Annotated in this window: 16 protein-coding genes; 8 read left to right on the top strand and 8 right to left on the bottom strand. The window is 60.0% G+C overall.

What is annotated here, in order from left to right; genetic code table 11:
* Positions 1-35 precede the first annotated feature (35 nt).
* The 3 genes from choV to M2401_RS14045 all read right to left on the bottom strand — a co-directional run bounded on the left by choV (position 36) and on the right by M2401_RS14045 (position 3,383).
* On the bottom strand, positions 36-1,283 hold the full coding sequence (gene choV / locus M2401_RS14055) for a choline ABC transporter ATP-binding protein (RefSeq protein ID WP_259103672.1): 1,248 nt from the start codon (positions 1,281-1,283) through the stop codon (positions 36-38).
* A complete protein-coding gene (gene choW / locus M2401_RS14050; protein ID WP_259103671.1) occupies positions 1,280-2,128 on the bottom strand; it encodes a choline ABC transporter permease subunit in 849 nt (282 codons plus the stop codon). The genes choV and choW overlap by 4 nt, the downstream gene beginning before the upstream one ends.
* Positions 2,129-2,483: 355 nt before the next feature.
* On the bottom strand, positions 2,484-3,383 hold the full coding sequence (locus M2401_RS14045) for a LysR substrate-binding domain-containing protein (protein WP_259103663.1): 900 nt from the start codon (positions 3,381-3,383) through the stop codon (positions 2,484-2,486).
* A gap of 95 nt (positions 3,384-3,478) precedes the next feature.
* On the opposite strand from M2401_RS14045, the gene M2401_RS14040 reads away from it, so the two are divergent.
* Complete coding sequence (locus M2401_RS14040; protein ID WP_259103661.1) at positions 3,479-4,183, top strand: TetR/AcrR family transcriptional regulator; 705 nt, start codon at positions 3,479-3,481, stop codon at positions 4,181-4,183.
* Positions 4,184-4,244: 61 nt separating this feature from the next.
* Here the strand turns inward: M2401_RS14040 and M2401_RS14035 are convergent, their stop codons facing one another.
* Together M2401_RS14035 and M2401_RS14030 are read right to left on the bottom strand one after the other, a co-directional pair.
* A complete protein-coding gene (locus tag M2401_RS14035; protein WP_259103658.1) occupies positions 4,245-4,628 on the bottom strand; it encodes a VOC family protein in 384 nt (127 codons plus the stop codon).
* Between the two features lie 30 nt (positions 4,629-4,658).
* Complete coding sequence (locus M2401_RS14030) at positions 4,659-6,695, bottom strand: NADH:flavin oxidoreductase (protein WP_259103656.1); 2,037 nt, start codon at positions 6,693-6,695, stop codon at positions 4,659-4,661.
* Between the two features lie 189 nt (positions 6,696-6,884).
* Between M2401_RS14030 and M2401_RS14025 the strand changes: the two genes are divergently transcribed.
* The 4 genes from M2401_RS14025 to M2401_RS14010 all read left to right on the top strand — a co-directional run bounded on the left by M2401_RS14025 (position 6,885) and on the right by M2401_RS14010 (position 11,381).
* Positions 6,885-7,634, top strand: a complete 750-nt coding sequence (locus M2401_RS14025) for an electron transfer flavoprotein subunit beta/FixA family protein (RefSeq protein WP_259103653.1) — start codon at positions 6,885-6,887, stop codon at positions 7,632-7,634.
* Positions 7,634-8,557 (top strand): electron transfer flavoprotein subunit alpha/FixB family protein, encoded by a 924-nt coding sequence (locus M2401_RS14020; protein ID WP_259103650.1) that lies wholly within the window; start codon positions 7,634-7,636, stop codon positions 8,555-8,557. Before M2401_RS14025 ends, M2401_RS14020 begins: the two co-directional genes overlap by 1 nt.
* A gap of 150 nt (positions 8,558-8,707) precedes the next feature.
* Positions 8,708-10,357 (top strand): electron transfer flavoprotein-ubiquinone oxidoreductase, encoded by a 1,650-nt coding sequence (locus M2401_RS14015; protein WP_259103649.1) that lies wholly within the window; start codon positions 8,708-8,710, stop codon positions 10,355-10,357.
* A 127-nt stretch (positions 10,358-10,484) separates the two neighbouring features.
* Positions 10,485-11,381, top strand: coding sequence for a glycine betaine ABC transporter substrate-binding protein (locus M2401_RS14010; protein ID WP_259103646.1), 897 nt, complete (start codon positions 10,485-10,487; stop codon positions 11,379-11,381).
* A 104-nt stretch (positions 11,382-11,485) separates the two neighbouring features.
* Here M2401_RS14010 and M2401_RS14005 read toward each other — a convergent pair whose 3' ends face one another.
* Both M2401_RS14005 and M2401_RS14000 read right to left on the bottom strand, forming a co-directional pair.
* Positions 11,486-13,477 (bottom strand): U32 family peptidase, encoded by a 1,992-nt coding sequence (locus M2401_RS14005; RefSeq protein ID WP_259103644.1) that lies wholly within the window; start codon positions 13,475-13,477, stop codon positions 11,486-11,488.
* 96 nt (positions 13,478-13,573) lie between these two features.
* The gene (locus M2401_RS14000; RefSeq protein ID WP_259103641.1) at positions 13,574-13,954 is read right to left on the bottom strand and encodes a RidA family protein; all 381 of its coding nucleotides are present in this window, start codon (positions 13,952-13,954) and stop codon (positions 13,574-13,576) included.
* A 173-nt stretch (positions 13,955-14,127) separates the two neighbouring features.
* Here M2401_RS14000 and M2401_RS13995 point away from each other — a divergent pair, with 173 nt between their 5' ends.
* From M2401_RS13995 to M2401_RS13985, 3 genes are all read left to right on the top strand, one after another.
* A complete protein-coding gene (locus tag M2401_RS13995; RefSeq protein WP_259103639.1) occupies positions 14,128-15,195 on the top strand; it encodes an NAD(P)-dependent alcohol dehydrogenase in 1,068 nt (355 codons plus the stop codon).
* A 111-nt stretch (positions 15,196-15,306) separates the two neighbouring features.
* Positions 15,307-15,861, top strand: coding sequence for a carboxymuconolactone decarboxylase family protein (locus M2401_RS13990; protein WP_259103638.1), 555 nt, complete (start codon positions 15,307-15,309; stop codon positions 15,859-15,861).
* 112 nt (positions 15,862-15,973) lie between these two features.
* Positions 15,974-16,774 carry a helix-turn-helix domain-containing protein gene (locus tag M2401_RS13985; RefSeq protein WP_259103636.1) on the top strand — a complete coding sequence of 267 codons (801 nt, stop codon included), beginning with the start codon at positions 15,974-15,976 and terminating at the stop codon, positions 16,772-16,774.
* Here the strand turns inward: M2401_RS13985 and M2401_RS13980 are convergent.
* Positions 16,753-17,784: a LacI family DNA-binding transcriptional regulator gene (locus tag M2401_RS13980; RefSeq protein WP_259103635.1), complete on the bottom strand. Its 1,032-nt coding sequence runs from the start codon at positions 17,782-17,784 to the stop codon at positions 16,753-16,755. The genes M2401_RS13985 and M2401_RS13980 overlap by 22 nt on opposite strands.
* Positions 17,785-17,920 lie beyond the last annotated feature (136 nt).

Raw genomic sequence — 17,920 nt, 5'->3', positions numbered from 1 at the left:
CCGGCTGAAGCCGATCCCACAGGTCTCATTGCCGCTCAGGCGATCTGTGTTGATTTCAACCCGCCTTGGCGGTCAGGCGCAGTACTGACCACCGGCGCTGGCGGCGCAAGGTTCTTGCCCAGCAAAGCCCGATACAGCTCAGCGTCGCCAAGCACGCCGACAATGCCCTTGTCGCTGTTCTGCACAATCAGCGAATGCCCGGTTTCATAGCGGATATTCAGGGCATCACGCATGCTGGTATCGGCGGCGACCAGCGTTGGCAGGCGGGCGAGGGTGGCGGTGGCCTGGCTGCCGCTCCAGACCTGCACCTCACAGGGCACCGTGCCTTTGCGGGTGCTGACCAGACGCCGCGACGGATCCACGGTCAGCCACAGGTCCTGCCCGGCATCCAGGCAATACTCGCCAACACTGGCCTGGCAATCCTGCAATGCGGTCATCAGGCTGCTGGCGCGCAGCACATTCAGCGGATTGGTATGGGCGACGAAGGCCCGTACGTAGTCATCCGCCGGGTTCAGCACAATCTCCTCGGGTTTGCTGTACTGGATGATCTTGCCGTCTTTCATGATCGCGATGCGGGTGCCCAGCTTGAGCGCTTCGTCCAGGTCATGGCTGACGAAGACGATGGTCTTGTGCAGCTTTTTCTGCAGGTCCAGCAGTTCGTCCTGTAGACCCTGGCGGATCAGCGGGTCGAGGGCGGAGAAGGGTTCGTCCATCAGCAGGATATCGGCGTCCATGGCCAGCGCCCGCGCCAGGCCGACCCGTTGTTGCATGCCGCCGGACAGCTCGTCCGGGCGCTTGTTGCGCCAGGCGGTGAGGCCCACCAGTTCGAGTTTCTCATCGACCCGCTTACGCCGCTCTTCGGGCGCTCGACCTTGCATTTCCAGGCCGAAGCTGATGTTTTCGCTGACCGTCAGCCAGGGCATCAGGGCGAACTTCTGGAACACCATGGCTATGCGCTGGGTGCGCATCCGTTTCAGTTCGGCGCCAGAGCAGTGGGCGATATCGATCTGTGCCCCTTCATGCTCGACGAACAGCTTGCCGCGACTGACGCTGTTCAAGCCGTTGATGCAGCGCAGCAGGCTGGATTTACCCGAGCCGGACAGGCCCATCAGCACACAGATTTCGCCCTTGTTGATTTCCAGGCTGGCTTTTTCCACGCCGACGATCAGGCCGGTCTGTTTGAGAATTTCGGGGCGTGACAGGCCTTGGTCGAGCAGCGCGAGGGCAGGTTTGGGGCGGTCGGAGAAGATGACGTCGACGTCTTCGAAACGAATGATGCTCATGCGTCACCTCCCAGGGTACGGTCGCGTTGTTTGCAGATGCGGTCGAGCATGATCGCCAGCAGCACAATAGCCATGCCGGCCTCGAAGCCCAGGGCGATATCGGCGGTATTCAGCGCGTTGACCACCGGTTTGCCGAGGCCGTCGGCGCCGACCAGTGCAGCGATGACCACCATGGACAACGACAGCATGATGCACTGGGTCACCCCAGCGGCGATGCTGGGCATGGCATGGGGCAGTTCGATGCGCACCAGCAACTGCGCCGGCGAGCAGCCGAAGGCCTTGCCGGCATCCAGCAGCTCCTCGGGCACATCACGGATGCCCAGGTAGGTCAGGCGGATCGGCGCGGCGATGGCGAACACCACGGTGGAAATCAGCCCTGGCACCACACCCAGGCCGAACAGGGTCAGAGTCGGGATCAGGTAGACGAAGGTGGGGATCGTCTGCATCAGGTCGAGCACCGGGCGAATCACGGTATAGAAGGTCGGCTTATGGGCAGCGAGGATGCCCACCGGTACGCCGACGATGACACAGACCAGGGTGGCGAAACTGACCTGAGCCAGGGTCTCCATGGTCTCCTGCCAATAACCCAGGTTAAGGATCAATAGAAATGAAAGAGCGACGAATATGGCCAGGGATAACTTGCGCTGCACCCACCAGGCGAACCCGGCAAACAGCAGGATCAATATAAATGGATTGAACCAGAGCAAGGCGGAAGAAAAGGCGGTCATGGCGGCAGAAAGTGCGAAGGAGATAAAATCGAACAGCTTCGCGCCGTGTTGCGTCAACCATTCTACATAGTGAGCGATATAAGCGCCCAGCGGAAGTTTATCGTCAGTGATCCACATAATGGCACTCTGTCAATTTGATTAATTGAGTCATGTCTGTGCAAACAGGCATGTCGTTAGTTATAGATTGGCAGTCGTGGTGCTGGAAGGAGGTCGTTACGAGACAGGTCGGTCATCTGGGTTATACGCTTTTATTATTAATTGATTGTTGGGCAGCGCTGGAGCAGATAGTTATATAGATGCCAGGGATTCACAAACTATTTAATTGTGCGTAGTGATGAGAAAATCTCATGAATGCCAGCGTACGCTACACCTGTGGGAGCGGATTTATCCGCGAATGAGGTCGGTAAGCTTGAACCATCTATTACACCTGGAACGACGTTTTCGCGAATGAATTCGCTCCCACAAAGGCGTATCAAGGCACCTGCTGCAACAACCACTCGCGGAAATACCGCACCAGCGAATGATTGCCCGCCATCCCCGGCCGTTCCAGCAGGCAGAACTGCGCTTCGGTGCGTAGAACCTGGCCGACGGGCCGCACCAGTGCCCCCGTCTGCAGGTGGTCGCCGATCAGGTTGGACCAGGCCAGGGCAATACCCTGGCCGCTCAAGGCCGACTGGATCAGCATCGAGTAGTTATTGATATTGACCCGATGCCGCGGTGTGCGCGGTGCCAGATCCTGGTATTCGAACCACTGCTGCCAGCCAATCCAGTCCCGTTGCGGGTCGTCGAGGGTCAGCCAGGTGGCGGCCGCCAGTTGCTCGATATCCTCCAGGTGCGGGTGCTTGGCCAGGTAGGCCGGGCTGCACACCGGAAACACTTCTTCGGGGAACAGCGGCGTGACAATCATGTTTTTCGGCGGGGTGCTGCAGTAATACAATGCCAGGTCGCAATCCAGACGGGATGGATCCTTGACCTGATCATGGGCGATGATGCGCAGGTCGACATCTTCATATAAACGCTGGAAGTCGCCGACCCTGGGCAGTAGCCAGAGCGCGGCAAGGGCCGAACTGGTCATCAGGGTGATCTGCCTTGCGCCTTGCCAGCGGCGTATCTCGCCGGTTGCCGTGGCCAGTTGCTTGAGTAACCCTTGTACGGTCTCGAAATAGCCGCTGCCGATATGGCTCAGGTTGACTTCCCGGGTGTTGCGCACGAACAGGCTTTCACCCAGGTATTCTTCGAGCAGGCGGATCTGCCGGCTGATCGCACCCTGGGTGACATTCAGTTCCCGTGCCGCCGCGGTAAAGCTCAAATGCCGCGCAGACGCTTCAAAGGCCACCAGGCTATTGAGCGGCGGTAACGGCTGGATTTTCATAGATGACCCTGTGTCGTGCGAATGTACAAAGGTGTACATCAAAAGGTCATGAGCGTACAGTAAATTAACGGATATTTGACCAAGGTGAGTCGCGGATGTCGCAAACAGGCAAGGCACGCAGTAAAACCCAGGATTCCGGCTGGCGGGGCTCGCCCGAGGGCTGGCTTGAAGCCGCTTACGATGCCTTGAAGGAATCCGGTGTGGATGCGGTGCGGGTTATGCCCCTGGCCAAGCGCCTCAACCTGTCCCGTACCAGCTTTTATTGGTTCTTCGAGGATCGGGAGCAATTGCTGACGGCCTTGCTGACGCGCTGGCGCGACAAGAACAGTGGCGGCATGGTCAAGCAATGCGACAGCTATGCCGAGAACATCACCGAGGCGATCCTCAACGTCTTCGAGTGCTGGTTGAACCCTGAACTGTTCGATTCCCAATTCGAATTCGCCGTGCGCAGCTGGGCCTTGCAGTCTGCCGAAGTGGCAGCGGAAATCGCCATCGCCGATGAAGCGCGAATCGGTGCCCTGGCACTGATGTTTCGTCGCTTTGGCTATGAACCTGAAGGCGCCGACGCCCGGGCGCGGACCATTTACCTTACGCAGATCGGCTATATCTCGATGAAGACCACCGAGGACATTACTGAGCGCTTCCGGCGTATCCCGCATTACGTCAGCATCTTCACCGGCAAGGCGCCGAAACGCCGTGAGCTGGACCGTTTCTTTGGCAAGTTCGGTTTCGCCGAAAAGTCCCCCGGCGAATTCGTCGCCTTGAGCGATACGTTCGAAGAAGCTCCGGTCGAAAGCTGAGTTGACGGCCCATGGACAAAGGCCCTCATGACGAGGGCCTTTGTGTTTCTAGAGCAAGCGCTTACTCGGCCTTGAAGCAGTACACGGCGAGCTTGTTGCCATCCAGGTCGCGGGCGTAGGCAGCGTAGGCATTCTCTGCCCAGCCACGGCCACCTGGCAGACCTGCGCAGGTGCCGCCATTGGCCAGTGCGGTTTCGTGGAACGCCTGCACAGCGGCACGGTTTGGCGCTTCAAAGCTGACGGTCACGCCATTGCCGACGTTGGCCGCCTTGCCGTCGTTGGGCTTGAGGACGAAGAACGAAGGCTTGTCGACGCCCCAGATGGAGCCGGCGTCGTCGAGGTCGGCGACGCGATTCAGGCCGATTTGCTTGAGCACGATGTCATAGAAGGCGCGGGCCTTGTTCAGGTCATTGGTGCCGACGGTGACATGGGTAAAGACAGACATGGTTTTTCCTTTGGCTTGGGTTGTTGTTATTTAAATGTCTTTGAGCAAACGCAGCGCATCGAAGATCGCCGCATGGGTGTTGCGGGCCGACACGGCATCGCCGATACGGAACAGCTGGAAGCGCCCCTGCGGATTAGTCACCAGGCCCTGCACCTTGCCGGCGATCAGGTTGTGCTGCTCCACGGCACCGCCGTTGCTGGAGTGCTCGCGCAAGTCGAAATACAGCTCGTCCAGGGGCAGGGTGCCGTGGTTGATCACCACTTGATCGACCACGCGCTGCTTGCTGACCTTGCCGTAATCACTGGCGAAGTTGACCAGCAACTTGCCGTCGCGGCGCTCCACCGAATCGACCCGATAGGTCACAGTGAAGGTCACGTCGAGGTCCTGCAGACTGCGCATATAGGGCACCAGGTTCATCGCCATGACCTCGGGGGCGAAAGCCCGGTCCGGAGTGACGATTTCCAGAGTTGCGCCGCTGTTGGCGATGACTTCGGCCGCCTGCAAGGCGGCATGGTCTCCGGCATCATCGAAGATCAACACGTTCTTGCCGGGCTTCACGTCGCCGGAAATGATGTCCCAGCTCGATACCACCAGCTCATTGCCCGCGCTCAGCACTTCGGTGTGGGGCAGGCCGCCGGTGGCGACGATCACCACGTCCGGCTCATGGGCCAGCACGGTGTCAGCCTCGGCCCAGGTATTGAAGTGGAAGGTCACTCCCAGTCGCTCGCACTGGGCCATGCGCCAATCGATGATGCTGATCATCTCGCGACGACGTTCGCTCAGGGCGGTCAGGCGAATCTGCCCGCCGGGCTGATCGGCCGCTTCCAGTACCGTGACGCTGTGGCCGCGTTCAGCTGCCACACGTGCGGCTTCCAGGCCTGCGGGGCCGGTGCCGATAACCACCACTTTGCGCTTGACCGCGGCCGGGGCGATCTCGTGGGGCATGGTGGTCTCGCGACCGGTGGCGGCGTTATGGATGCAGTACGCCGCGCCGCCCTGATAGATGCGGTCCAGGCAGTAGTTGGCGCCCACGCACGGACGGATTTCTTCTTCACGCTTTTCGATGATCTTGCGCACGATATGCGGGTCGGTCATATGGGCGCGGGTCATGCCGACCATATCCACCTTGCCCGAAGCGATGGCGTGGCGGGCGGTGGCGACATCGGGAATCTTTGCCGCATGAAAGGTCGGGAAACCGGTGGAGGCGCGGATTTCCCCGGCGAAATCCAGGTGCGGCGAGTTGCGCATGCCCTGGATCGGAATCACATCGGTAAGCCCGGCGTCGGTGTCGATATGGCCGCGCACCACGTTGAGGAAGTCGACCAGACCGCTGTCCTTGAGCATATGGGAGATGGTCATGCCTTCCTGGGCGCCGAAGCCGCCGGGCAGGTCTTCGTCGCCGGTGTAGCGCACGCCGAGCAGGAAGTCTTCGCCGCACTGCTTGCGGATACCGCGCAGGATATCGAAGGTAAAACGCATGCGGTTTTCCAGGGAGCCGCCGTACGGGCCGTCCAGATCATTGGTCAGCGGTGACCAGAACTGGTCCATCAAGTGGCCGTAGGCTTGCAGTTCCAGGCCATCGAGGCCGGCAGCCTTCATGCGTTCGGCGGCATCGACGTAATCCTTGATGATCCGCTCGATATCCCACTCTTCCATCTTCTTCGGAAAGGCCCGGTGCGAGGCCTCGCGGCGGTGCGACGGCGAGACCACCGGCAGCCAGTCGGCCTTGTCCCAGCGGGTACGGCGACCCAGGTGAGTCAGCTGAATCATCACTGCGGCGCCGTGTTCATGGCACTCGTCAGTCATATCCTTGAGCCATTTGACCACTTCGTCCTTGTACGCCAGCACGTTGTTGAATACCGGCGGGCTGTCCCGTGAAACAGCAGCGGAACCGGCGGTCATGGTCAGGGCCACGCCGGCCTTGGCACGTTCGACGTGATAAGCGCGATACAGCGCCTTGGGCATGCCATCGACCGGGTAAGCCGGCTCGTGGGAGGTGGTCATGATGCGGTTACGCAGGGTCAGGTTCTTGATCTTATAGGGCTGCAGCAGCGGATCGCTGGACATGGTGTTGCGCTCCTTGAAGGGAACATCAGGCTTGGTTTGACGCGAAAGTATGCGAACTGTACATTTGTGTCAATCACTGTGACGTAGGTGTACATTTCGCTTGCCTGGCCCTGAATGCCTCGCTAAGATCGGCCGAACTGGCAACAGGGACCGAGCGTTCTCTGGCTGTCGAGACAACAGGGGGTAACCATGAAAGTGCTCGTTGCGGTGAAACGTGCCATCGACCCGAACGTCAAGGTTCGGGTCAGGGCAGATGGCGCGGATGTCGAGTTGAACGGGGTGAAGATGGCCTTGAACCCGTTCTGCGAAATCGCCGTCGAAGAGGCCGTGCGCCTGAAGGAGCAAGGTCTGGCCACGGAAGTGGTAGTGGTTTCGGTGGGCGCGGCAGTGGTTCAAGAGCAACTGCGTACCGCCCTGGCGCTGGGTGCCGATCGGGCGACACTGGTGGAAACCACCGGCGTGCTTGAGCCGCTCAATGTGGCCAAGTACCTGGCGAAAATCATCGACAGCGAAAAACCCGATCTGGTGTTGTTCGGCAAACAGGCCATTGATCAGGAAAACAATCAGACCGGGCAGATGGTTGCGCAACTGACCGGCATGGGCCAAGCCACGTACGCCTCGGCGCTTGGCTTTGCTGATGGCGAATGGCGCGTCGAACGGGAAGTGGATGACGGTGCCCAGACCCTGGCACTCAAGGCCCCGGCGATCGTCACCTGCGATCTGCGCCTCAATGAACCGCGCTATGCCTCGCTGCCCAACATCATGAAAGCCAAGAAAAAGCCGCTGACCGTGGTGCCCGCCGAGAGCCTCGGGGTCACCGCCAGGGTGCACAGCCGCCTGCTTGAAGTACTGCCGCCGGTGGTGCGCAAGGCCGGTATTACCGTGGGTTCGGTGCCGGAACTGGTCGACAAACTGAAAAACGTCGCGGGGGTTATCTGATGCGTACTCTGGTTATCGCCGAGCAGGCCAATGGTACGCTCAAGACTGGCAGCCTGTGTGCCATTGCCGCAGCTGCGTCCCTCGCTCAGGACATCGATGTGCTGCTGATTACCGGGGCGGATGTTGCTGGGGCCGAACAGGCGGCACTGACGACGGGCGTCAGCCGGGTATTGCTGTGCCAGACCGCGCACGCACTGGCCGATAACCTGATCCCGCTGATTAGTGATCTAGTGAGCAAGGGCTACAGCCATGTGCTGGCCGACGCCAGCAGCCTTGGCCGCAGCGTCCTGCCCGGGGTCGCCGCCAGCCTGGATGTGGGCATGCTTTCCGATGTGACGGAGATCGTCAGCGCCGACACCTTTCTGCGGCCGATCTATGCCGGCAATGCCATCGCCAGGGTGCAGTCCCTCGACGCAATCAAGATATTCACAACTCGCGCCTCGGCTTTCAGCCCGGCGGGTCCGGCTGCGCAGCCTTGTGAGGTTGTCGCATTCGATGGCGCACAGGCTGCGGCCAACGTGCGTTTTGTCGCTGAGCGCATCAGCGTCAGCGCACGTCCCGACCTGGCCAACGCCCGGGTGGTGGTGTCCGGCGGGCGTGGCATGCAGAACAAGGACAACTTCGCCTTGATCGAGCGGGTCGCCGACAAGCTCGGCGCCGCCGTGGGCGCTTCCCGAGCGGCAGTGGATGCGGGGTTTGCCGCCAACGATCTGCAAGTCGGCCAGACCGGCAAGATCGTCGCCCCGCAGCTGTATATCGCCGTGGGCATCAGCGGTGCTATCCAGCATCTGGCCGGGATGAGTGGATCGAAAGTCATAGTCGCGATCAACCAGGACGCCGAAGCACCCATCGCCCAGGTGGCGGATTACATGCTGGTGGCGGATCTGTTTGAGGCGTTACCGGCGTTGGAGTTGGCATTGTGATCGTCAGGATCAAACACAGGTGTGGGAGCGGATTCATCCGCGAAGGCGCAGGCCCCTTCAACATTGTGGTGATGGTCAGATCACATTCGCGAATGAATTCGCTCCCACCCTTAACCTGCCAATACCCAACGTTCTGCCGGAGATAGATAAGTGCAACGCGAGCAGATGGAATTCGATGTCGTCATTGTCGGCGGTGGCCCGGCCGGGCTGTCCAGCGCATGCCGCTTGAAGCAGCTGGCCAACGCTGAGGGCCGCGAGCTTTCGGTGTGTCTGGTGGAGAAAGGCTCGGAAATCGGTGCGCACATCGTCTCGGGTGCGGTATTTGAAACCCGCGCCCTGGATGAGCTGTTTCCGGACTGGCAAACCCTCGGGGCACCGCTGCATACCCAGGTGCTGCGCGACGATATCTATTGGCTCAGCGATGGCGAAAGCGGGCGCAAGATCCCTCAGTGGGCTGCTCCGCAGACGCTGCACAATCAGGGCAATTACATCATTTCCCTGGGCAATCTGTGCCGCTGGCTGGCCGAGCAGGCCGAGGCTCTGGGCGTGGAGATTTATCCGGGTTTTGCTGCCAGTGAGCTGATTATCGAAGACGGCGTGGTTCGGGGCATCGTCACCGGCGATATGGGCGTCGGCCGCGATGGCGAGCCGAGACCGGACGTATATACGCCGGGTATGGAGCTGCGCGGTCGTTATACGGTGTTCGCCGAGGGCTGTCGCGGTCACCTGGGCAAGCGCCTGATCAAGGCCTTTGCCCTGGACGAGGATGCCGATCCGCAGCACTACGCCATTGGCATCAAGGAAATCTGGCAGGTCGATCCGGCCCTGCACGAAGAAGGCCTGGTGGTGCACACCACCGGCTGGCCCCTGGATGATCACAATCCCGGCGGCTCGTTTCTCTACCATATCGCCGACGGCCAGGTAGCGGTGGGGCTGATCGTCGATCTCAGTTACGAAGACCCGCACTTGTCGCCCTTCGAAGAATTCCAGCGCTACAAGCATCACCCGCTGATCAAGCGCTATCTGCAAGGCGGCAAGCGCACCAGTTACGGCGCCCGGGCCATTGCCAAGGGGGGATATAACTCGTTGCCGAAAATGATCTTCCCCGGCGGCGTGCTGGTGGGGTGCGACGCCGGCACACTGAATTTCGCCAAGATCAAGGGCAGCCATACGGCAATGAAGTCGGGCATGCTCGCGGCGCAATCGATATTCGAGGCGATCAGCGCCGACGCCGATCCGGTCCAGGCATTGGGCGGCTACGAGCAGGCCTTTGCGGACAGCTGGCTCGGCGAGGAATTGCGCCAGAGCCGCAATTTCGGCCCGGCCGTACACAAGTTCGGCGCGCTACTGGGCGGGGCCTTCAACTATATCGAGCAGAAGTATTTGTCGGCGCGCACGCCCTTTGTCCTGCGCGATCTGGCCCGGGACCACGACCGACTCAAGTTCGCGGCCCAAGTGCGACCACGCAATTACCCGAAACCGGATGGCATTATCAGTTTTGATCGATTGTCATCGGTATTTATCAGCAATACCGCCCATGATGAAAATCAGCCGATCCACCTGAAGTTGACGTCGACCGCCATTCCCATACACACCAATCTGAAACTTTATGATGAGCCCGCCCAGCGTTATTGCCCGGCGGGGGTCTATGAGATCGTTCACCTGGACGGCGAGCCCTCGTTACAGATCAATGCGCAAAACTGCATTCATTGTAAAACCTGCGATATCAAGGATCCGACGCAAAACATTAACTGGGTGGCGCCGGAAGGCGGAGGAGGGCCGAATTACCCGAATATGTAATGACCGTTTTACTGAACCTGAGTCTGTCCAGATAAGAGTGCTTGATAAGGCTCTACTGTTAATAACAAGAAAGCGTTATCGCTTGAACTGCCAAGCCATATCCATAAATTGATAGGGGAGATGCACAATGGTTGCTTATTCACCGTATAAGAAAATGCTTTTCGGCTTGTTCGCCGGGGTCACGCTGGCCACTGGCAGCCTGTTTGCACAGGCCGCCGAGCAGGAGCCCATCAAGATTGGCTGGGTCAACTGGTCCGACACCGAAATCGCCGTCAAGTTGGCCAATATCGCTATTGAGGATCAGCTCAAGCAGCCGGTAAAACTGGTCATGGCCGATATCGGCATTCAGTTCCAGGCCATGGCCAACGGCAACATCGACCTGATTCCGATGGTCTGGCTGCCTAGCACTCACCAGGCATTCTGGGACAAGTACAAGGACAAGCTCGAAGACCTCGGCGTGCTCTATGAAGGGCGTATCGGCATGGCCGTTCCGACCTCGATTCCGGTCAGTGAAGTGGCCAGCGTTGAAGACCTGAACAAACCGGAAGTGAAGAAAAAGTTCGAAGGCAAGATTCTGACCTCGGAAGTAGGCAACGGTCAGTACAAGCTGACGCTCAAGGCCATCGAAGCTTACAAACTCGACGGTTATAAGATGGTCGCGTCTTCGGAAAGCGGTATGTTGAGCGAGCTGGATCGTAATAACAAACGCGATAAATGGTCGTTGATCAACGCCTGGAGCCCGCACTGGATGTTCTCCAAGTGGTCGCTGCGCTACCTCGATGATCCCAAGCATATGTTTGGTGGTGTAGAGCAGATCCACGCCGTGGCCCGCAAAGGCTTCAGCGCCCAGCATCCGGAAGTGGCCCGGTTCTTCAGCCATTACGCCATTCCCCAGGCTGATCTGGAAAAGCTGATGGCACAGGCGCGTGACAGCTCGGCAGACAAGGTGGTGGCCGAGTACTACGCAGCCAACAAGGCCAAGTTTGCGGCGATGTTCAAGGAAGGGGCGGTGGCTGCGCAGTAACGGACTGAGTGACAAACCTGTGGGACCGCCTAAAGCCGGTCCCGACAGGCCACATTGTTCAATCAAAGCCCGGCGCAGTAAGTCTGCAACGGGCTTTTTCGTTCTCAGTGAGTGCCGCGAGGAATGGTCTTGAGCAGATCAGCAGGGCTGATATGACCGACTACGTTGGCGCCCGGCTGTGGCAGGCCGAGGATATGGCCCTTCATCTTGCCGATCACATGCATCTCGCACGGCTTGCAGTCGAACTTCAACGTCAGCACTTCGTTGCCATGAATCAGTTGCATCGGTGCGACCTTGGTTTTCACCCCGGTGACACCCTTGGCCTGTTTCGGGCACAGGTTGAAGGAGAAGCGCAGGCAGTGTTTGGTGATCATCACCGGCACTTCGCCGCTTTCTTCATGGGCCTCGTAGGCCGCGTCGATCAGCTTGACGCCGTGACGGTGGTAGAAGTCCCGGGCCTTCTGGTTGTAGACGTTGGCCAGGAACGACAGGTGTGCTTCCGGGTACACCGGCGGCGGGCTGGTTTCGGCTTTGCGTCCGCCCCGAGGGTGGGCTTTTACGCGCTCTTTGGTCAGGGCTTCGATCACTTCACGGCGCAAGGTCTTGAGCTGCGAGTTGGGGATGAAGAACGCCTGTGGCGCATCCAGCTCGATGTGGGTGGCGTGATACTGGGTGGTGCCCAGTTGACCGAGCAGGTCATGTAGCTGTTCCAGCGCCTGTTCCGGCTTGTTGGCGGCACCGAACGGGCCGTCCAGCGTGACGCTGGCGCTGACGCCTTCCTCGCTGGTGGCGGTCAGTTCCAGGCGTTCTTCGCGCAGGCGGGCCACCCATGACAACCCGATACGGCGCTCGGCGGAGGTCTTCTGCAGGGCCTGTTGCCAGTTATGGTCCAGGTTGCGGTTCAGCGGATGGCTTGGGCGCAGACGAAACAAGCCTTCGGGCATTTCGTTGGGCTCGACGCGATAGCGATAACGCTTCTCGCCGTCTTCCTCGAACTCACCCTTGGGCTCGGCGATATTGGCGCGGAAACCCACGACCTCGCGCTTGACCAGCACATTGAGGCCGTCGCCGTTGGACAGCGGCTCATGGGTGATCACTTGCATGTCACGCTTGCCGACTTTCTCGACCACGCCCACGGCCAGGCCGGTGAAGGTCGGCGAATCGAAAGCGCCGATATCGATCTTGCGATCGCTGACGAAGTAGTCGGTGCTGCCACGATGGAAAGTCTTTTCCGGATCCGGCACGAAGAAGTGCGCGGTACGGCCGCTTGAGGCGCGGGCCAGGTCCGGGCGGTCTTCGAGAATCTCGTCCAGACGCTGACGGTAATAGGCGGTGATGTTCTTCACATAGCCCATGTCCTTGTAGCGGCCTTCGATCTTGAACGAACGCACGCCAGCATCGACCAGAGCACGCAGGTTGGCGCTCTGGTTATTGTCCTTCATCGACAGCAAATGCTTTTCATAGGCGACGACGCGGCCCTGATCATCCTTGAGGGTGTAGGGCAGGCGGCAGGCCTGGGAGCAGTCGCCACGGTTGGCGCTGCGCCCGGTATGGGCGTGGGAAATATTGCACTGGCCGGAGAAGGCCACGCACAACGCACCATGGATAAAGAATTCAATGGCGGCATCGGTCTCGGCGGCAATGGCGCCGATTTCCTGCAGGTTCAGCTCGCGGGCCAATACCAGCTGGGAAAAACCGGCCTGATCGAGAAACTTGGCCCGATCCAGGGTGCGGATATCGGTCTGGGTGCTGGCATGCAGCTCGATGGGCGGAATATCCAGCTCCATCACCCCCAGGTCCTGGACGATCAGCGCGTCGACACCGGCATCGTAGAGCTGATGGATCAGCTTGCGCGCCGGTTCCAGCTCATCGTCATGCAGGATGGTGTTGATGGTAGTGAAGATCCGCGCGTGATAGCGCCGGGCGAATTCCACCAGGGCGGCTATATCGCTCACGTCGTTGCTGGCATTGTGGCGGGCACCGAAGCTCGGGCCACCGATGTACACGGCATCGGCGCCGTGCAGGATGGCTTCGCGAGCGATGGCCACGTCACGGGCAGGGCTCAGCAGTTCCAGATGATGTTTGGGCAGGGACATGGTTTTTAATTTTCTGGTCAGGTTGCACGGTCAGGTCGCGCATTGTAACGGCGAAACGCCTGACCGGCACCCTTGGACTGCCCGATGGACGCGGGTTTACGCTTTTGCCGCCATTGCAGTGACCTCAACGCGCATACCTTCTACCGCCAGCGCTGCCACGCCCACTGCCGCACGCACAGGCCATGGCTTGGCAAAGAAGCGCTTGTAGACGTCATTGAATGCAGGGCGGTCAGCGATATCAGTAAGGTAGATGGTCAGGTGCAGGACCCGGTCCATGGAGCTGCCGGCACGTTCCAGCGCAACTTTCAGGGCCTGCAGGGTGCATTCGCTCTGGGCAACGATGTCGCCCAGCTCCAGGCTGCCATCGGCACGAGTCGGCACCTGGGTGGAGACCAGCAGGCCGCCAAAACCGGCGACGTCGGAAGAAATGGAGTCGGCATCCGGGTCGGGAGTGAAAGTAATGTCTTGGTTTGCCATGGGGTTCTCTTGTCTGCGGGTTAAAGGGCGGGGCGAACCTCTGCGCCCGGGGGCTATTTGATCATGGGGCTTTTAACCCAGACAACCTTGCGGCGTTGCTCCGTTCGTTGTACGCATGAAGGTCTATGCTGGTCTGCTTGTACTCAACAGCTGAATCAACAGAGGTGACTGCAATGACCAAGACTTACAGCTACGCCGCCAAGGACGCCAAGGACTCGCTCAAGCCATTCACCTTCGAACGCCGCGTACCCGGCGCCGATGACGTGCAGATCGAGATTCTCTACTGCGGGGTTTGCCATTCCGACCTGCACACCGCCCGCAATGAGTGGCACAACACGCTGTATCCCTCGGTGCCGGGTCATGAAATCGTCGGGCGGGTGACTGCCGTGGGCGCTGCGGTCAGCACGTTCAAGGTCGGTGATCTGGCCGGTGTCGGCTGCATGGTCGACAGCTGCCAGACCTGTGCCTCCTGTGCCGAGGGCGAAGAGCAGTACTGCGAAAACGGCTTTACCGGCACCTATAACGGGCCGGTGTTCGGTGGCGAAAACACCTACGGTGGCTACTCGGACAATATCGTCGTCAAGGAAAAATTCGTCCTGCACATCGCCCACGGCGATGCAAACCTGGCGGCCGTTGCACCCCTGCTGTGCGCTGGGATCACCACCTATTCGCCGCTGCACCACTGGAAGGTCGGGCCGGGCAAGAGGGTCGGCGTGGTTGGTCTTGGCGGCCTGGGCCATATGGCGGTGAAGATCGCCCACGCCATGGGCGCCCATGTGGTGTTGTTCACCACATCGCCGAACAAGCGCGAAGACGGCCTGCGACTGGGTGCCAATGAGGTGGTGGTGTCGAAGAACCCGGATGAAATGGCCGCAGTCGCCAACAGCCTGGACTTCATTCTCAATACTGTGGCCGCACCCCATGACCTGGACGCCTTTCTGGCCCTGCTCAAGCGTGACGGCACCATGACTCTGGTCGGCGCGCCTGATAGCCCGCATCCGTCGCCGAACGTCTTCAATCTGATCTTCAAGCGTCGCAGCCTGGCGGGTTCGCTGATCGGTGGCATTCAGGAAACCCAGGAAATGCTCGATTTCTGCGCCAAGCACGGGATTGTTTCGGATATCGAGATGATTGACATGCAGAACATCAATGAAGCCTACGAACGCATGCTCAAGGGCGATGTGAAGTACCGTTTCGTCATCGACATGGCCAGCCTTAAGAAGGAAGCGGCGGCGGCCTGATTACCTCTGACGTAATTGAGCGGATGCCTGTGATCGATAGGATTGCAGGCACGCCCGGACAGGCTCCGGGCGTTACAGACATCGGCTCATAACCCACACAGGTCAATCACTATGTCGGCTTTTACCCTCTATACCGCCAGCACCGCCCCTGAAAAATCTCGTCCAACCCTGGTCATGCTGGAAGAGAAATTCGGTTTCCTGCCCAACGTCATGGCCACCATGGCGGCCAATCCGGTGCTGCTCAATGGTTTTGCCGGCAGCTTCGCAAGTTTCCATGGCGGCAGCCTGGATGAGTGCGAAAAACAGATCCTGCTGCTGACCAACGCCGTTTCCCTCAACTGCCCATGGACCGTCGCGGCTCACTCCACCTTTGCCCTGGAGGATGGCGTGGCAGCCGGCGACGTTGAGGCCATTCGCCTGGGCAACCTGCCCCGCGATGTGAAATACGCTGCGCTGTCGGCACTGGCCAAATCCCTGATGCACAATCGCGGGCATATCGCTGAAACGGAAATCGACAGCTTCGTCGCCGCAGGCTACTCGCGCGAGCAGGTGCTGGAAGTGATCGTCAGCCTCGGGATTTCCACCATGGCCGCGACCACCACCAACCTGGCACAGACGCCGATTGAACAGCGCTTCCAGGCTCAGCTCTGGTCAGCGTCCCTCTGACTGACACAACGCTGCACCCATAGGAGCGGCTTCAGCCGCGAGGGCTTCCTCCCGGCTAAAGCCGGTCTTACGGTGATTGTTGTATCGTGCATAAACATCCAGGGAGACCCACATGGCCAACGCTCAACCCAGCGAACTGGGCATATTGCTGCGCCAATGGCGCGGCCGGCGAGGCAAGAGTCAGCTGGATTTGTCGCTCGACACTGGCGTCTCTCAGCGCCATATCAGCTTTATCGAAAGCGGACGCAGCATACCGAGCCGGCCGACGCTAATGGGCCTTGCCCAATCTCTGGAAGTGCCCTTGCGTGAGCGCAATGCTTTGCTGATCGCCTCAGGCTACGCGCCGGTTTACGGAGAAAACGCGTGGAATGACACCCAGATGCAGAGTATCCACAAGGCTCTGGAACGCATGCTGCGTCAACACGAACCGTTCGCGGCGGTGGTCATGGACCGTCACTGGAATGTGCTGACCAGCAACCAGGCGGCGCCGCGCTTTTTCGGCCTGTTTACCAACATGGAGGCGCGGCCCAAGCCGCGCAATCTGCTCGAATTGATGTTCGATCCCCACGGCATGCGGCCCTTTATCGCTAATTGGGAGACCACTGCAGCCAGCCTTGTTCAGCGTGTACATCGCGAAGCGGTCGGGCGGGTGATCGACTTGCAAACCCAGGCATTGCTGGGCCGCTTGCTCGGCTATGACGATGTGCCCAACGAGTGGGCAACGCTGCCTGCCACCCGCGACTTGCCATTTGTGCCGATGTCATTTGCCCATGAGGGCAGGGTGCTGAATTATTTTTCCATGATCACGACCGTCGGCACACCCCAGACCATTGCGGCCGAAGAGTTGCGCGTGGAGTGCCTGTTTCCGGCCGATGACGAAACCGAAGCCCGTCACCTGGAGCTGATGGCCTGAGGCCGCACGCTGCTGCCGCGTACCGTCAGGACCACGGGAAAACGGTGGGACTGCACCGGTTCGCCGGCAATACGCTTGAGGAGTGTTTCCACGGCGCGCACGCCTTGCGCATGCATGCTGGTGCTGATACTGGTCAATTGCAGGTGCGCGGCCAGCGGTGTGTCGTTGTAACCGACCACGGCAATATCGCGCCCGACCGCCAGGCCGCGGTTGCTCATGGCGCCGAACAGGCCGATGGCAAGGAAGTCGTTGACCGCAAAGATTGCGGTAGGCGGATGCGGATGGGCCAATAGCTGCTCACCAATGCTGAACCCCGCCTGAGTATCGAAGTGACCGGTGATGATTCGCTCAGGTGCAATGTCGATCCCTTGCTCGCGGTAGTACCCGACAAAGCTGGCGGTCCGTTCCCTGGCGTTGCTGCTGTGGGCTTCGCCCGCAATCACCGCAACCTGCGTATGACCCTGAGCGAACAAGTGTTCAGCGGCCAGGCGTCCGCCCATTTCATCATCTGCCGTGATTGAACAGTGTTGACCACGCCTGCGGCTGACCAATACGAAGGGCACTTGCCGCTGCTCCAGCTCTTCGAGAAAACCCGGCTCTGCGGTGCAATGCACGTCACTGACGATCAAGCCTTCGACGTTGCGCGCCAGAGCACGCTCGGCCAGTTCGCGCTGCCGCTCGGGGCGATCCAGGGTATTGGCGACGAAGGAGGTGTAGCGCCGGGCACTGGCGGCCTCGTCTATGCCTTCGTACACCGTGGCCAGGACAATGTCCGACAGCCTCGGCACCAGGATCGCGATCTCGCGGCTGTGCCGGGTCTTGAGGGTGCGGGCGTGGGTGTTGGGCTGATAGTCCAGGCTTGCTGCCAGCGCGCGAATACGCTCGATGGTTTCCTTGGACGCGGCGCGCCCGGCGTGATCGAGGCTGCCATTGAGCACCCGCGAGACCGTGGACACATGCACGTTGAGTTGTTGGGCAATACCGCGCAGCGTGGCCGGACGTCTGTTCATGGGGTGCCTGAAAACGCAGGAGAGCAGGGCGCAAATACTCGCATTTAGCGGTGTGCTTGCACAGGTTGCGTTATGCCCGTGGAAGGCGGGCAGCGCGTTTGCGCCAGGATGGAGCGCGGCGTACCAAAAGATTGCA

This window comes from Pseudomonas sp. JUb42 (genome assembly GCF_024807945.1).
In the GTDB taxonomy this organism is placed as follows: Bacteria; Pseudomonadota; Gammaproteobacteria; order Pseudomonadales; family Pseudomonadaceae; genus Aquipseudomonas.
The sequence above is the reverse complement of the archived record's forward strand: the minus strand, read 5'-3'. Positions and strand labels throughout refer to the sequence as shown.

What these genes read in the sequence shown, in the direction of transcription:
- choV (WP_259103672.1), bottom strand. Translation starts at nt 1,283, where the DNA reads ATGAGCATCATTCGTTTCGAAGACGTCGACGTCATCTTCTCCGACCGC.
- choW (WP_259103671.1), bottom strand. Translation starts at nt 2,128, where the DNA reads ATGTGGATCACTGACGATAAACTTCCGCTGGGCGCTTATATCGCTCAC.
- M2401_RS14045 (WP_259103663.1), bottom strand. Translation starts at nt 3,383, where the DNA reads ATGAAAATCCAGCCGTTACCGCCGCTCAATAGCCTGGTGGCCTTTGAA.
- M2401_RS14040 (WP_259103661.1), top strand. Translation starts at nt 3,479, where the DNA reads ATGTCGCAAACAGGCAAGGCACGCAGTAAAACCCAGGATTCCGGCTGG.
- M2401_RS14035 (WP_259103658.1), bottom strand. Translation starts at nt 4,628, where the DNA reads ATGTCTGTCTTTACCCATGTCACCGTCGGCACCAATGACCTGAACAAG.
- M2401_RS14030 (WP_259103656.1), bottom strand. Translation starts at nt 6,695, where the DNA reads ATGTCCAGCGATCCGCTGCTGCAGCCCTATAAGATCAAGAACCTGACC.
- M2401_RS14025 (WP_259103653.1), top strand. Translation starts at nt 6,885, where the DNA reads ATGAAAGTGCTCGTTGCGGTGAAACGTGCCATCGACCCGAACGTCAAG.
- M2401_RS14020 (WP_259103650.1), top strand. Translation starts at nt 7,634, where the DNA reads ATGCGTACTCTGGTTATCGCCGAGCAGGCCAATGGTACGCTCAAGACT.
- M2401_RS14010 (WP_259103646.1), top strand. Translation starts at nt 10,485, where the DNA reads ATGGTTGCTTATTCACCGTATAAGAAAATGCTTTTCGGCTTGTTCGCC.
- M2401_RS14005 (WP_259103644.1), bottom strand. Translation starts at nt 13,477, where the DNA reads ATGTCCCTGCCCAAACATCATCTGGAACTGCTGAGCCCTGCCCGTGAC.
- M2401_RS14000 (WP_259103641.1), bottom strand. Translation starts at nt 13,954, where the DNA reads ATGGCAAACCAAGACATTACTTTCACTCCCGACCCGGATGCCGACTCC.
- M2401_RS13995 (WP_259103639.1), top strand. Translation starts at nt 14,128, where the DNA reads ATGACCAAGACTTACAGCTACGCCGCCAAGGACGCCAAGGACTCGCTC.
- M2401_RS13990 (WP_259103638.1), top strand. Translation starts at nt 15,307, where the DNA reads ATGTCGGCTTTTACCCTCTATACCGCCAGCACCGCCCCTGAAAAATCT.
- M2401_RS13985 (WP_259103636.1), top strand. Translation starts at nt 15,974, where the DNA reads ATGGCCAACGCTCAACCCAGCGAACTGGGCATATTGCTGCGCCAATGG.
- M2401_RS13980 (WP_259103635.1), bottom strand. Translation starts at nt 17,784, where the DNA reads ATGAACAGACGTCCGGCCACGCTGCGCGGTATTGCCCAACAACTCAAC.